The sequence below is a fragment of the Actinophytocola algeriensis genome, assembly GCF_014203735.1.
Taxonomy (GTDB): domain Bacteria; phylum Actinomycetota; class Actinomycetes; order Mycobacteriales; family Pseudonocardiaceae; genus Actinophytocola; species Actinophytocola algeriensis.
This window is the reverse complement of sequence record NZ_JACHJQ010000001.1, coordinates 517660-531785: the sequence shown is the minus strand read 5'-3', so window position 1 is coordinate 531785 and position 14126 is coordinate 517660. Positions and strand designations below refer to the sequence as shown.

At 67.9% G+C, this 14126-nt stretch carries 9 protein-coding genes and 2 pseudogenes; 5 read left to right on the top strand and 6 right to left on the bottom strand.

Annotation, left to right across the window (positions count from 1 at the left end):
* Positions 1–193 precede the first annotated feature (193 nt).
* Complete coding sequence (locus tag FHR82_RS02475) at positions 194–1186, top strand: pyridoxal-phosphate dependent enzyme (RefSeq protein ID WP_184808560.1); 993 nt, start codon at positions 194–196, stop codon at positions 1184–1186.
* 6 nt (positions 1187–1192) lie between these two features.
* Here FHR82_RS02475 and FHR82_RS02470 read toward each other — a convergent pair whose 3' ends face one another.
* A complete protein-coding gene (locus FHR82_RS02470) occupies positions 1193–2752 on the bottom strand; it encodes a serine/threonine-protein kinase (protein WP_184808559.1) in 1560 nt (519 codons plus the stop codon).
* A gap of 234 nt (positions 2753–2986) precedes the next feature.
* On the opposite strand from FHR82_RS02470, the gene FHR82_RS02465 reads away from it, so the two are divergent.
* On the top strand, positions 2987–5563 hold the full coding sequence (locus tag FHR82_RS02465; protein WP_192772868.1) for an RCC1 domain-containing protein: 2577 nt from the start codon (positions 2987–2989) through the stop codon (positions 5561–5563).
* A 143-nt stretch (positions 5564–5706) separates the two neighbouring features.
* Here the strand turns inward: FHR82_RS02465 and FHR82_RS47220 are convergent.
* Positions 5707–5902: pseudogene (locus tag FHR82_RS47220) on the bottom strand (response regulator); the annotation flags it as partial.
* Between the two features lie 454 nt (positions 5903–6356).
* Between FHR82_RS47220 and FHR82_RS02455 the strand changes: the two are divergent.
* Entirely contained in the window at positions 6357–6980 is a 624-nt protein-coding gene (locus tag FHR82_RS02455; protein WP_184808557.1) for a nucleotidyltransferase domain-containing protein, read from the top strand.
* A 1001-nt stretch (positions 6981–7981) separates the two neighbouring features.
* Here FHR82_RS02455 and FHR82_RS02450 read toward each other — a convergent pair.
* Positions 7982–8737: a class I SAM-dependent methyltransferase gene (locus FHR82_RS02450; RefSeq protein WP_184808556.1), complete on the bottom strand. Its 756-nt coding sequence runs from the start codon at positions 8735–8737 to the stop codon at positions 7982–7984.
* 181 nt (positions 8738–8918) lie between these two features.
* Here FHR82_RS02450 and FHR82_RS48255 point away from each other — a divergent pair.
* Positions 8919–9038: pseudogene (locus tag FHR82_RS48255) on the top strand (NAD(P)-dependent oxidoreductase); the annotation flags it as partial.
* A gap of 6 nt (positions 9039–9044) precedes the next feature.
* Here FHR82_RS48255 and FHR82_RS02445 read toward each other — a convergent pair.
* Positions 9045–10241, bottom strand: coding sequence for a vanadium-dependent haloperoxidase (locus FHR82_RS02445; RefSeq protein ID WP_184808555.1), 1197 nt, complete (start codon positions 10239–10241; stop codon positions 9045–9047).
* A 567-nt stretch (positions 10242–10808) separates the two neighbouring features.
* Here FHR82_RS02445 and FHR82_RS02440 point away from each other — a divergent pair.
* Entirely contained in the window at positions 10809–13472 is a 2664-nt protein-coding gene (locus tag FHR82_RS02440) for a hypothetical protein (protein WP_184808554.1), read from the top strand.
* 60 nt (positions 13473–13532) lie between these two features.
* On the opposite strand, the gene FHR82_RS02435 is transcribed toward FHR82_RS02440, so the two are convergent.
* Both FHR82_RS02435 and FHR82_RS02430 read right to left on the bottom strand, forming a co-directional pair.
* Complete coding sequence (locus FHR82_RS02435; RefSeq protein WP_184808553.1) at positions 13533–13829, bottom strand: hypothetical protein; 297 nt, start codon at positions 13827–13829, stop codon at positions 13533–13535.
* 81 nt (positions 13830–13910) lie between these two features.
* Positions 13911–14063 (bottom strand): hypothetical protein, encoded by a 153-nt coding sequence (locus FHR82_RS02430; protein ID WP_184808552.1) that lies wholly within the window; start codon positions 14061–14063, stop codon positions 13911–13913.
* Between the last annotated feature and the right edge of the window lie 63 nt (positions 14064–14126).

Here is a 14126-nt window from a genome sequence, read left to right as displayed (position 1 = left end):
GCAGGCGCCGGGGGCCGCAAGCCCCACACCACACCCGAGGCTGCCTGCATCCCAGAGACCTGCCCCTCCGGCGAGGAGCCGCCGGAGGCAAACCCCGTCCGGAGGCAAAGTCGTCAGGCGAAGACGTCCGGCAAGGACAAACCACGAACCCACCCCCGGCCAACGCAAGCGGACACAGCACTAAATTCGAACCATGAGCACGTGGGCGGCCGAGTCAATCCGCAAGATCAGATCGGCACACACCGAGACCCCACTGCGCACACTGCGGGTGGGCAGGACCGAGGTCGTCCTGAAGGACGAGACGACCCTGCCCACCGGCAGCACCAAACACCGGACCGTCGCGGCGATGTTCTGCCACGCCATCGCCAGCGGCGAGATCACCGCGACAACGCAGGTGATCACGGCGACAGCGGGCCCGGTAGCGACCGCGGCCGCCCACTTCGCAACGCTGCTGAACCTCAGCTCCACAGCCATAGTTCCCGCGAAGACAGATCCAGAAGTGCTGGCACGCATAGAAAAGGAAGGCGGCCGCTGGCAACGAGCGGAACAACCCCCGGCAGCACTGCAGCAGGAAGGCCGGGCGCTGGCAGACCGCTGGGCAGCCCACTTCCTGGACCACTTCACAGCCGCGGAACCAGCGGTGGCGGCCTGGCCCCCGACCATCGCGGACGAACTGTTCGCCCAGTTACCGGAACCTCCACAGTGGATAGTGGTGGGCGCGGGCACCGGCGCCACGGCGACAGCGCTGGGCCGCCACATCCGCAGGGAAGGCCTGCCGACCAAACTGGCGGTGGTGGACCCGGAGAACTCCGCGTACTTCCCGGCATGGGCGACCGGCGCCCGCGACTACGGCACCGGCATGCCGTCCCGCATCCCGGGCATCGGCCGCCCACGAGTGGAACCAGGATTCCACCCGGGAGTGATCGACCTGGTGATCCCGGTCCCCGACGCGGCATCAGCCGCCGCTCTGCTGTGGCTGCACGAGAAGGGCGTCAACGCAGGCCCGGCAACAGGAACGAGCCTGTGGGGCATCCACCACCTGACGACCACGATGCACGAACAAGGCCCGGTGGCGACGATGGTCACCGACGACGGCACCCCATACCGCACAACACACCTGAACCGGGAATGGCTGCACGCGAAGGGCATGGACCCCACCCCGTACGAACCGGAGCTCACCTGGTGACGTCACTCAGACAGGTGGGGTCCAGATCTGGTTCTCCTCACCGTGGCAGGTCCAGATGATCAGCTGGGTGCCGTCGTTGGTGGCGCTGCCCGGGATGTCGAGGCACTTGTTGGAGCCCGCGTTGAGGATCCAGCCCTCCGTGGTGACGACCCACTGCTGTGCCTTGGTGCCGTTGCAGTCGTAGAGCTGGACCGTCGTGCCGTCGTTGGTGGCGCCACCGCTCACGTCGAGGCACTTGCCGAGCGCCTCCATGGTGCCGTCCGGTGTGAACTCCCACTGCTGGGCGTCCGTCCCGTTGCACTCCTGGAGTTGGACGGGGGTGCCGTTGTCGGTACGTGCCCCGGCGACGTCCACACACTTCCCGGCCAGCCCGGTGACCTCACCGAACGGCGGCTCGTCCTCGACCGTCGTCGTCGTGGTGGCGGTCGTCGTCGTGGTTTCCTCGGTCGTCGTGGTGGTCGGGGCGGTCGGGGACTGTTCACTCGCCCTGATCGGCCGGTCCGGTGTGAGCACGTTGAACATGACGATGGCGAACACGATCGCCACCACGATCGCCCCGCCGGAGACGACCGCCCACATGTCCGGCTTCCAGCGTTCGGGTTCACGCTCACGTTCGCGCCTGGTGCGCCGGGGTGGCGGCGGGGCGGCGGGCACGACGACCGGTGCCACGCGCACGGTCGGCGGGGCAGCGGGCGCGGTCACGTTGCCGAGCAGGCGCCCGATCTCGGTGCGCTGCTCGCCGGTCAGCTGCCGCACCAACGGCGGCCACGGCTGCGCGACCGGCGGGATCGAGCCGATCATCGCGCGCAGCTGGTCCAGCGTCGGGCGCTGGTGTGGTTCCTTCGCGAGGCAGGCGGCCAGCAGCGCACGCACCCGCGACGGCAGCGACGGGGACAGGACCGGCTGTGCCCCCACCACCTGCGTCAACGTCTCGGCCCGCGTCGCGCCGGTGAACGGGGGACGGCCCGTGGCCGCGAGGTGCAGCACCGCACCGAGCGAGAAGATGTCGGTCGCCGTGGTCGGCGGCCGACCACCCGCCTGCTCCGGCGCCATGAACGCGGCCGTCCCGACCACGAGGCTGACGTCGTGGTCGAGGGCCCGGGCGACGCCGTAGTCGACCACGCGCACGTCGTCCTCGTCGAGGAGCACGTTGACGGGTGTCAGGTCGCGGTGCACCAGACCGGCACCGTGCAGTCCGGTCAGGGCGCCGACCAGCCCGGCGGCCAGCCGCACCACCGCGTCCTCGCCGAACAGGACGCCGCGGTCGATCACCTGGCGCAGTGACACACCGGGCAGGAACTCCACGGCCAGCCACGGAGGGCGCTCGGCAGGCCCGGCGTCGATGACCGAGTCCCCGGCCGCCTGCCGCAACGCCGCCACCTCACGAGCGAACCGCTGGGAGAACCCGGGGTCGGCGGCAAGGTGCGGGCTGACCAGCTTGACCGCGGCGAGCCGGCCATCCGGCGCGCCGCCGAGCAGCACCGGCCCCATCTCGTCCGTGTCGAGACCGGCGACCAACCGGAACGGTCCGACGTGTCTCGGGTCTAACTCCCCGAGTGCCCTCACCTTCGACCTCCTACCTCACGCCGCCACGCGAGAAGCCTGCCACACGCAATAACCACGCAACTACGCCGCGGCTCGTTGTCCAGACCACCCGGGTGCCCATAGCATTCGTACGTTTATCTGGGGTGATGCGCGCCTTCTGGCGCACGCAATAGGGGTGTGATCGCAATTCGCACGACGACAATGCGCTCTCTGGCGACCGTGACAGTTCTCGCTTCCGCGATAACCACCTGGGGATTGACCACACCGGCGACCGCGCAACCGCTCGGCAGTTCTTCGGGTTCGGCCGCGCTGTCGTGGGGAAACCGGGGCGACGGCGCGCTGGGCAACGGAGACACCAGCAAACGGAGCAGACCGACGCTGGTGTGCGCGCAGGGCACCACGAACTGTGCGTCCGACCCGCTCACCGGCGTGACGAGTCTCGTCGCGAGCGGGGGCCACACACTGGCCCTCCGGGCCGACAACACCGTTCTGGGCTGGGGCAGGAACGGTTCGGGGGAGCTGGGCATCGGCATCAACGCCGACCGCGGCACCCCGGTGCCGGTGTGCGCGGTGGGCGCGACCGACTGCACCACCGACCCGCTGACGAACGTCGCGGCCGTCGCGGCGGGCGAGAGGCACAGCCTCGGTTTGCTGGCCGACGGCACTCTTCTTTCCTGGGGTAGCAACGAACACGGTCAGCTCGGGCACTTCGCGACGGGTTACGCGACGTCGCCGAGGCCGGTGTGTGCGGTCGGTGCCACCGACTGCGCTGCCGACCCGTTGACGAACGTCGCGACCATCGCTGCCGGTCAGCGGCACAGCGTCGCGGTGCTGACCGACGGCACCGTCCTGTCCTGGGGCGACGGCGCGTTCGGCCAGCTGGGCAACGGCACCACGAACGACCAGGACACACCGGCACCCGTGTGTGCGGTGGGCGCCACCGACTGCGCCGCCGACCCGCTGAACGACGTCACGACCCTGTCCGTCGGAGGGGCGCACAACCTGGCTCGCCGCGCCGACGGCACGGTCGTGTCGTGGGGCAGCAACCTCACCGGCCAGCTGGGCGACGGCACGATGACCGACCGGACCACGCCGGCGCCGGTGTGCGCGCCGGGCGCGACCGACTGCGCGGCCGACCCGTTGGTGGGTGTCACCGGCCTCGCCGCCGGGGGCGCGGTCCAGAGCCAGGACGGTCTGTGGGGCACCAGCCTGGCGCTGACCACCGCCGGGACCGTGCTGGCGTGGGGGCACAACGGCTACGGCCAGGTAGGCGACACCACCACGACCGATCGCACCACGCCGGTCCAGGTGTGCGCGGTGGGGGCGACCGACTGCGGCGCCGATCCGCTGACCGGTGTCTCGGCCATCGCCGCGGGTGGGCTGCACAGCCAGGCGCTGCTCGGCGGCGGGCAGGTGCTGTCCTGGGGCGAGAACGAGGACGGCCAACTGGGCGACTACAGCACGACCAACCGCGGCACACCGGTACCGGTGTGCGCCTCCACCGCCACCGCCGACTGCGCTGCCGCACCGCTGACCGGCGTCACCGCTCTCGCGCCGGGCAGCAGCCACAGCACCGCGCTGTTGCCGGACGGCCGGGTGCTGGCGTGGGGTGACGGGTCCGGTCGACAGCTCGGTGACGGCGTGCCGGGACAGGCCCGGCCTGCCGCCGTGTGCGCCCCGGGTAGTGCCGACTGCGCGACCGACCAGCTCGCCGACCTCACCGCCGTCGCCGCTGGCGGCGGGTCCGACGGGTTCGGCTCGAGCGGCTACAGCCTGGCGTTGCGGGCTGACGGCAGCGTGCTGGGGTGGGGTTTCAACGGCCACGGGCAGGTCGGTGACGGTACGTCGGCCCACAGCAGCGTGCCGCACCCCGTGTGTGCGGTGGGCGCGACCGACTGCGCGGCCGACCCGCTGACCGGCGCGATCGCCATCGCGGCAGGCGGGAACCACAGCCTGGCCCTGCTGTCGAACGGCCAGGTCCTGGCCTGGGGCGACAACTGGCTCGGCCAGCTGGGCGACGGGACGTCGAACACGCGCTACAAGCCGGTCCCGGTGTGCGCGGTCGGTGCGACCGACTGCACGGCCGACCCGCTGACCGGCGTGGTCGCCATCGCAGCTGGCGGCAACCACAGCGTGGCCGTACTGTCCGACGGCCGCGCGGTGGCGTGGGGCGACAACGACTCGGGTCAGCTTGGCGACGGCACCACGACCACCCGCCGGTCACCCGTGCTGGTGTGCGCGTCCCGCGCGGTGGACTGTGCGGCCGACCCGTTGACCGGCGTGTCCTCTGTGGACGGAGGCGCGGAACGCACGGTGGCGTTGCTGTCGACGGGTTCCGTGCTGACGTGGGGTCGGAACAAGACGACCCCGGCCCCGGTGTGCGCGGTCGGTGCGACCAACTGCGCGACCAACCCGCTGACCGGAGCGATCGCGGTGTCGGCGGGCGACCACCACAACCTCGCACTGCTGTCCGACCACACGGTGGTGGGCTGGGGCGCCAACTACTCCGGCGAACTGGGCGACGGCACGACCGACTACCGGTCCACCACGGTCCGGGTGTGCGCGGTGGACGCGACCGACTGCGCGAGCAACCCGCTGTCGAACGTGAGCGCGATCTCGGCGGGAACCACCCAGAGTGCGGCGGTGGTGAACGGCACAGCCGTGAGCTGGGGAATCAACGTCGACGGCCGAGTCGGCGACGGCACAGCCACCGACCGCTCGACCCCGACGGTGGTGTGCGCGCCGGGAGCGGCGAACTGCGCGGCCGACCCGCTGACGGGCGTCGACGCCATCTCGGTCGGCTACGGCCACGTGCTGGCGGTACGCGACTGATCACGAGCGGCGGGCTGCCGGAGCGAACCCTCCGGCAGCCCGCCGCGCCGTCACCTGCCCGTCGGCGGCCACTGGCGTCAGGTGTCCTTCACGATGCCGTTCTCCCAGGCCCAGGAGGCGATCCCGACCCGACGTTCGCGGCTGACGGCCTCGGCGAGCAGCGCAGGGCCGGCGTCTTTCAGGATGAAGCCGACCGCACCGCCGCAGCGCGCCGTAGACGTACTCGATGCCGTCGAGACGGGGCATGCGGATGTCCACGAGGCACACGTCCGGGCGCAGCCTGCGGGCCAGCTCGACCGCCTCGACACCGTCCGCGGCCTCCGCGACCACGGTGATGTCGACCAGGACCAACACCTACACCGACGCCGATCCGGCGGGAGGCAAACGCGGGTTGCCGCTCGTGGTGCTCTCCCCCGGCTTCACGCGGCCCGCAGCTCCTTCACCGCTCTGGCCGAGGACCTCGCGAGCCGCGGCTATGTGGTGGCCGGGATCGACCACACCCTACGAGAACCGAAGGCCTGACGAAGAGGTACGGCAAGCGCACGGCCCTGACCGACTGCGTGCTCGGGTCCCGTGTTCGCACACACTCGCTGAGGTCGATCGACGCACGTCGGCCACTTCGAGTGATCGCCTGTTGCCACCGCAAGTTCGCAGTCGCCCAACCGAGCACGGACGCGCGGCGCGCGGCGCGCGGCTGCCCGCTAGGCAACGTCACCTAGGTCCACTATAGTACGGGTAGGCACACTTTTATACATGAATACGCACTATAGTTGTCCTCCCGAGGAGGTCCCCGGTGGAGTTGAACCGGCCGCTGGCAACGATCACACCCACACTGGACGGTGACGTCCTCACGGTTCTCGCAAGGCAAGGTGCCACGTTCACAACAGGACAAGTACACAGGATCTTGACGCAACATTCAGAGGAAGGAATCCGCAAGGTTTTGCGCCGATTGAACAGCCAAGGAATCGTGCTGTCCGAACGGATTGGCAACGCCTTCGCATACCGGTTCAATCAGGATCATCTCGCCGCACAGCACATCGTCGGGCTAGCTCGAATACAAGAGACGTTCCTAGCAAGTCTCGAAGACCTCTTGAAGTCGTGGCGAATCCCACCTGTGTATGCCGCGGTGTTCGGATCTGCCGCTCGCGGCCAAATGACAACCTCCAGCGACATAGATCTACTTTTAGTGCGGCCGCATGTAGCCACAGAGCCCGAGTGGGAAGACCAAGTAAACACCTTGGCAACCAAGGTAACCAAATGGCTCGGCAATGACGTTCGCGTACTGGAGTTCACAGAGGGCGAGATCGCCACGAGAGGACGCGAAGAACCCGTCTTGGACGATGCGTTACGGGAAGGACTCACCGTGGCAGGCAGTCGCTCGTGGCTGAACAAACAGTTGCGGAGAGGAAACAGCTGACGTGCGGACGAAACCTTGCTCAGCAGCGATCGCCAAGGGCCGACTGAACAAGGCGAACCAATTCATCACAGCGGCGGAGACAATTCAAGACTTCGCAGACGAAGACGACGAAGTCGCCGACGCCTATGTGACATTGTGCGTACACGCTGGCATCGCCGCTGCAGATGTCATCTGCTGCAGCAGCCTCGGCAAGCACGCCCGCGGCGAAAGTCACGATGAAGCGACAACGTTGCTGGCTTCTGCGGACAAAGATGCCGCAAAGCACCTGCAAACATTGCTCAGACTGAAGACGAAGGCGGGTATGGTCACACTCCCGCTACCAAAGATGAGGTCAAGAAGGCGAACAGGGCAGCCGACGCACTCGTCGAGAAAGCCCGCCGCGCTCGCATGCTCACGAACAACCCATAAGCCTGGCACGAGCCAGATCCGGGCCTCCGGGAGAAGCACGCCCGATGCCACGCCAAATTCGAACTGTGTCTATATGCGACCATCATCGGTGCTGGTCAAAGTTGGTGGGGCCGAAGGGAGTCGAACCCTCACTGGCTGGAACCTAAATCGACTACAAACTGCGGCTTCAGCGTGCGGCCTGGGCGTACGCAGACTTTAGAGGGCCGGGGCGAGGCGCCCGAGGCATCGGTTGCGGCTCGTTCGCACCCAAACTCGCACCCAACGGTTGGTGGTGAGTGCCAGATGGCGTCGCTGCGGGCGCTGTGAGTGCGCTGGCCGTTTGCCTTCCGCCTCGGACAAAGTGGTCACCTGGTCCGTCCGTTCTCGCGAGCACGGGTCTGAGCTCTCGAGCTCTTCGGCGAGCCCGAAAGGTCGCGGCCAACGCTCCAAGCATGGATGCGCATGTACCGAGGAGTCGCAGGGCGTAAGCACTGACGAGTACGGCATCAGACTTGCTCTGTGCTCATCTGGCGCTCGTTACTTCGGAACGGCCATCCGCTCATGCCGATGAGCGAATGATCGAAACGGGCTTTCCGGGTAGTTGAGCCCGATTTCTATATTTTGCTCGCCACCACCATGTAGTTCTCGGCCTCAGGGTTGAACGTGCTCATTTTCATCCGAAGTCCGACCCGGTGCAACTCGACTTCGAGTTCGTCGTATCGGTAGGGCCAGCACGACAGCAGTTCCGAGCGGACAAGAACCGACCCAGCCGCATCAACTTGCGCGACCGCAATCTCGATGTGGTGCTCCTCCTCCCAAAGCGGTGCAATCTCCCAGCGGTAGACCACGACGGCATCGCGACCGTTCCGGCGAACGAGTCGGTCACTGATGTCCAGTCGGGAACCTTTGGCCCTCACGAGTTCCCACGTGCGGGAGGTGAGCACCAAGCGCCCGCCACGGCGCAGAAGCCGTGACATCGACTCCAGAGCAGCAACCCTGCCTCTCGCGCCCACGGCATGATGCAGCGAGTTGCCAACGCAGAACACCATGTCGAAGGTGACGTCATCAAAATGGTCGGGCAACTCTTCCCAGTCCGCCCGCACTGTCCGGACAGATGCACCGAACTCCTCAGACAACTCCGCAGTCCGACGAACCATCGCTTCGCTGGCATCAGTTGCGACAACCTGGATGCCAAGACCGGCGAGGCCAACCGCTAACTGTCCGGTTCCGCACGAGCAATCGAGGACGTGAGCGTTCGACGGCAGGAGACTGAGGACGTCATCGAACGACGCAGCGAACTCGGCCGGAGCCAGCTTCGCATCGGAGATGAGCCACTCGTACACCTCGGCAAGCGCGTCATAACCCGTCACAACTACTACCTCCGTCACGTGGCCCACTCACGGTGGCACGTCAGTACATCAGCGGAGTAAGTCGGTTCACCAGTGGTTTCGCAGGGGCAACCCGTCCGCTCATGCCGCGGAGCGGTCGACCAAGGTGGTCGGGCGACGTGCGCTCATAGCCAATGTGCGACTCGCTGTGTGGTCGTCATTCTTCGCGCGGCAGATCGCTGCCGGTGTGGCCGATTGGCGCGGCCCGGGTATGCCAAGCAGATCGGCAGCAGCTCCTTTCCCCGCCGAGGTGTCGGCTCTGGAGACCGACGTGCGGGCGATGCCAAGCTCATGTCCTGGCGAGTACCGCCCTGGCGACATGGGCACCGGGGCGCTGCCCCGCCTCGTGGTCGAGTCTGGTGTGGACACCGCCGAGGAACCGGGCGATACCGGCCTCGTCGGCGGCGTCCTGGAGCCGGTCGAAGGTGCGCACCACACCCGGCAGTACCTCGGACGTCACGACCAGCCGGTGCCGTTGCCCGGTGCACGCGGCCAGGACGGTCGCGCCGGCCTGCCCGACCACGCTGTGCCCGCCGGGATAGCTGGGGGCGGAGGAGGTGAGCAGGCTGCTCCACGTCGGGTCGGCGGTCGTCGCGGGGTTTCCGCCGGTGTCGGCCATGCGGATCGCGGTGACGGGACGCCAGACCCGGTAGTGGTACTTGGCGTCGTAGAAGGCGATCGCCGCGTCGGCGAAGGTCAGGTTGAGCTGGGCGAACACCCTGGTCGCTTTCATCAGCCCTGTGGTGCGCAGCACCGACTGTGCGATCTCGTTCCAGTAGTTCTGGATCGGGCCGGGCCAGAACCGGGCCTGGACCGTCTGCTCAGCGGTGCGGGTGGCGCTGGTGTCCCTGCCGATGTCGGCGACCTCGTTGATGGCGTCGGCGTACCGCGTGCCAGTGAGGTCGGGATACGGCGCGGGACGGAACTGGTCGGCCCGGTCCAGCACGAAGGGCGTGACAGCGGACCAGTGGGTGAACACGGGCGGGTTGAAGGCAGGCGGCGTCGGCCGGTACTGGCCCGGCTCGGTGCCCGGCGGGATCGCAGGGGGCGTGGCGGTCGAGCCGTCGGCAGCCCGGAGCTCGATCATCCGGCGTGCCGCCGTTCGCCCGATCCGGATGCCCCGCGCGGTGTCGTGTGCGGTGGCGAGCTGGGCTTGCAGCACCGCGTCCAGGTCCGGGGCCGCGGAGGGATACAGGACGACGAGCACGTCATGGCCTGCCTGGGCCACGGCGGCGACGAGTGCGGTCGAGGGACTCAGGGTGGCCGCGCGGTACATGGCGGCGTGCACCATCGCGAAGCTCCGGGTCGGGTGCACGGTCGGCGGCTGGACGCCGGGGGTGCGCACGATCCGCAGCAGGGCCTGGCTCCACTCGATCACCGTCGACGCGCCAGCTTCCCGCGGCACGGCGATGGCCGCGGCCGGAGCGGCGGACGCGAGGGCCACTACGGTGCCGGTGAGCAGCGTTCTTCGGGACAAGGTGGTCATGTCGGCTCCCATGGATGGGGTCCGCGATGTCGTTGTGACACTGGCCGGACAAGTACTTCACGCCCCCACCCCCGCCCCAACCTTCACCGCTCGGCCGACTGATCGCCAGGCCCCACCCGGATTTTCGAGATAGCTCGACGAGCACAGAACGTGCACCTCGAGGGCGCAGACTAATGTGCAGTACCAACGACATCGCATGACCGTTCGGGCTGTCCGCAGCCATAGTCAGCCTGCACACCACGGCACTGTGCGAGGCCGGACTCATCATGACCCGACGCGACGGCCGCGCCTCGCTCCACATACTGAGCCCGCTGGGCACCGCCCTGTGCCACTCGTGCGGTCTGTCGTAGCCCATGACGAGTCGGAATCGGTATGAGCAGAGCTGTGGTGCAGTTTCAGCGCTGATTGGTTGGCCTTGTCGTTCAGCGCGGAACCGGATGACGGCTTGCCTCGCCGCCTCGCCCTACAATCAGGCCTTCGTCTGAGTGCCGTGGTGGCTGAGGGGGCGGACAATTGCAGCCGAACGAACCGGGAGCCGACGCTCGGGAAGAGCCGTCTCCGGAGCCGGTGCGACTTCGCGCGGAGGACGCGGTCCGGCGGATAACCGCGTTCGAGACCGACGCCGGGCAGCTGCGCAGGCTCGCCAGGCCAGTGCTGAGGTTCACCGGCACCCGTGTGATCGGCGTACTGGACCTTCAGGCGGTGGACCTTTCTTACGCGCTCGAGTTCGTGGACTGCCGGTTCGACGTCGCGCCCGACCTACGGCAGGCTCGCCTGACCGGAATCGAACTCAAGGGTTGCGTACTACCGGGGCTCGACGGGCGAAGTCTGCACAGCAAGCACGATGTCCGCATCGTCAACTGCCTCGTGCAGGGCTCCGTGGACCTCACCGACGGCGACATCGGCGGTTCGCTCGATCTCCGCCGAAGCAGACTGGTGAATCCAGATGGCGATGCACTGCGCGCCGACCGGCTGCGGCTCAGCGAGTCGCTGATCGGCACAGCTGTCGAGGTCGATGGCAGAACGCGCATCAGAGGCCTGCGCACAGGTGGCAACGTCGAGTTCGACGGCGCGTCCCTGCATGGTGTCCTCGACGCGAAGCGAGCACTGATCGGTGGCGATTTCCTGTGCAGAGCAAGCGAAACACGCCGCTTCCACGCCGACGCACCGATCATTCTCACGAACGCGCGGATAGGCGGCGACCTTTCCGCGCGCGGAGCCTTGCTCACCTCCACTTCGGACGCCCCACCGTCGGGCGAGTACGTCGACCGACGTGCGACGATCGTCGCCGACCGAGCCCAGGTGTCGGGTGTGGTGGACCTGACCCAAGGTTTCGAATCGACCGGCACGGTAAGGATCGTAAACGCGCACGTCGGTGACTCGGTCCGGCTCACCGGCAGTACGATCGACATGTCGGACGGGCTGGAGCCCTTCACCGATGTGGCCGTCGACGCGCCGGGCCCCTACCGGCATCGTGCCCTCCACCTCGCCGGTACGCGGATCGACGGTGACATCGACGGCCGGGAAGCGCGCATCGCGGGGCAGATTCGCATCGTGGACGTCGCCGTGCGGGGCGCCATCAGGTTCGACGAGGCGGTGCTGTCGAACCGGAACGGCGATGTCGTCGAGGGCTGGCGAGTCACGACCGGAGCCAACCTGGACATGCGCTCCGCCGAGGTGTACGGGTCCGTTTACCTGCCCGAGGCGAACATTGGCGCCAACCTCGACCTGCGATGGAGCCGGTTCGTCAATCCAGGCTGGTACCGGCGGGACATGTCCCTCAAGCCGACCATCGACCTGCAGAACGCACGCATCGGACGCGACCTGGTGTGCGCAGGCGGCTTTGGCAGGCAACCGTTCGTGTCGCGAGGCGAGATCCGTCTGCGGAGCGCAGAGGTGGGACGGCAGGTCGACTTTCAGGGCGCCGAAGTCGGCGGACGACTGAATACCACGGCGATCTACGCATATGGCCTGATCACACAGGAGTTGCGGCTGGACGTGGCAGTCCCGCCACGAGGGGCCGTAACGCTGCGACACGCACGCTGTGCCACCTTCGCGGACAACGACAAGCTCTGGGACGCGACAGGTCTGATCGACCTGCACGACTTCCGCTACGACGCGTTGCGCGAACCGATCGAGCTGGATGACGACCGGCGGGTCAACCACCGGCTGGTTCTGCTGCGCAACGCACTCGGACACGTCTACCGGCCGGATCCGTACGACCAGCTCGCCGCGATGCTGAGAACGAGCGGCAACGACGACCACGCCGCGACGGTGCAGCTCGTCAAGCAGCGTCAGCGGTACATCGCGCTGGCCGACTCCTACCGGGTCCTGGGGCCGCTGGTGCTGTTGTGGAGCCTCGTGCAGAGGTGGGTGATCGGGTACGGCTTCCGCCCCATGCGCGTCTTCGGAGTGCTGCCGCTCCCCGCCGCGCCCGCACTGGCCCTCATCGCGACGCAGAACTCCGGCGCGAGCGGCCTCCGGATCGGCCTCCTCATCACCCTCGTGGTGCTCGGATGCGTCCTGCTGAGCACCGTCGTCGCCGGCGTCGGGCACCGGCTGTCGGACTTCGCCACGTCGACAGCCCCCCGGGCGGTTGCCACCGCGCTGGCCCCGACCCCCTTCTCCTACTCGACCAGACCCCATGGACCGCAACGCCCTGATGCGCTGCCGTCGTACGCACCCCTCGAGCAGCCCCCTCCCGATCCGGCGACTGAGCACGCCATCGCCGTGGAGGCGTATCTCGACACGGACGACGTACTCGTCGCACGGGCGGCGTTCGCCGCGCTCGACGACATCGTCGAACTCCTCGGTTACGAACGTCCCGAGCAGGAATCGATCCAACGCGGTTCCTGGTGGCGGCGCACCACCGCCAAACTCAAGACGTGGCTGACCTCCGACGAGGTCACCAAGCGACGCATCAAGGTCGAACGCGCGCTGGAATTGGTCACCATCGACGGACGCCAGGCAGACGTCGACGTGCGGACCGCCGAGGCCGTGGCCCGGCTGATCGCGAGCCTCCAGGACATACCTCAGGGATGCCTGCGGGCCGGATCGATCCTCGTACTGAAGTACCAGGGCGACAACGGGCCGGTGGTGATGTCACGCAACCTGTCCCAGCTGGAGATCAGAGCACTCGAGAGGTTCCCCGAAATCCAGACCAAGCCACGATATGTACTCGACTCGCTGGCAACAGCTGTCTCCACTTTGGAAGACGACGCAGGTATGTGAACCGGGAGGTGGAACGGCGCCACTGGCCGGCACTCCACCATGTTCACCGTCGACAACGGCTCACCGTTGATGAATACGGCGGCAGCCGACAAGTTCGCCACGCTGGCCACGCTGGCCACGCTGTAGGGCACCACATAGGTGACGGCGATCCGCGGCCAGGTGACTCCCGTTCGCGTGCCCGCCGATGATCACTTCGACCTGGTTGACCACCGAGATCACGGTGCCGGCCACCGGGGCGACCGGCACGACGACGCGCGTCGTGCGCCCGCGCAGCACCAACCCCACAGCCTCGGGCCACCGGGAACAGAGTGTCGGAGCGCTCATCTCCTGGAAGAAATCCGTTGGTGGCTCAGGCATCGGTGGCCTCCGGGTGCACGGTGAGCAGGCAGCCCGTGGCAGCCAGCCAGCGCGGCCAGGCCGCCTCCGGTCCGTCGACCATCACGTCACCGTCGGCACGGCCACCATCCCCATCCCGATATAGTCGGCGTCCGGGACGATCTCGCAGCCGACCCGCTCGCCGTCGGGCAGCGGCAGGAGCTGTCCCGTGCGCGCCCGGCACTCAGTGATCGCCGCCGCCACCAGGCCGGGCATCTCCCCAGCCGCTCGCGCGGGAGCATGTGCGCGACGGGCCAGTCACGCAAGCCGGATTGTATG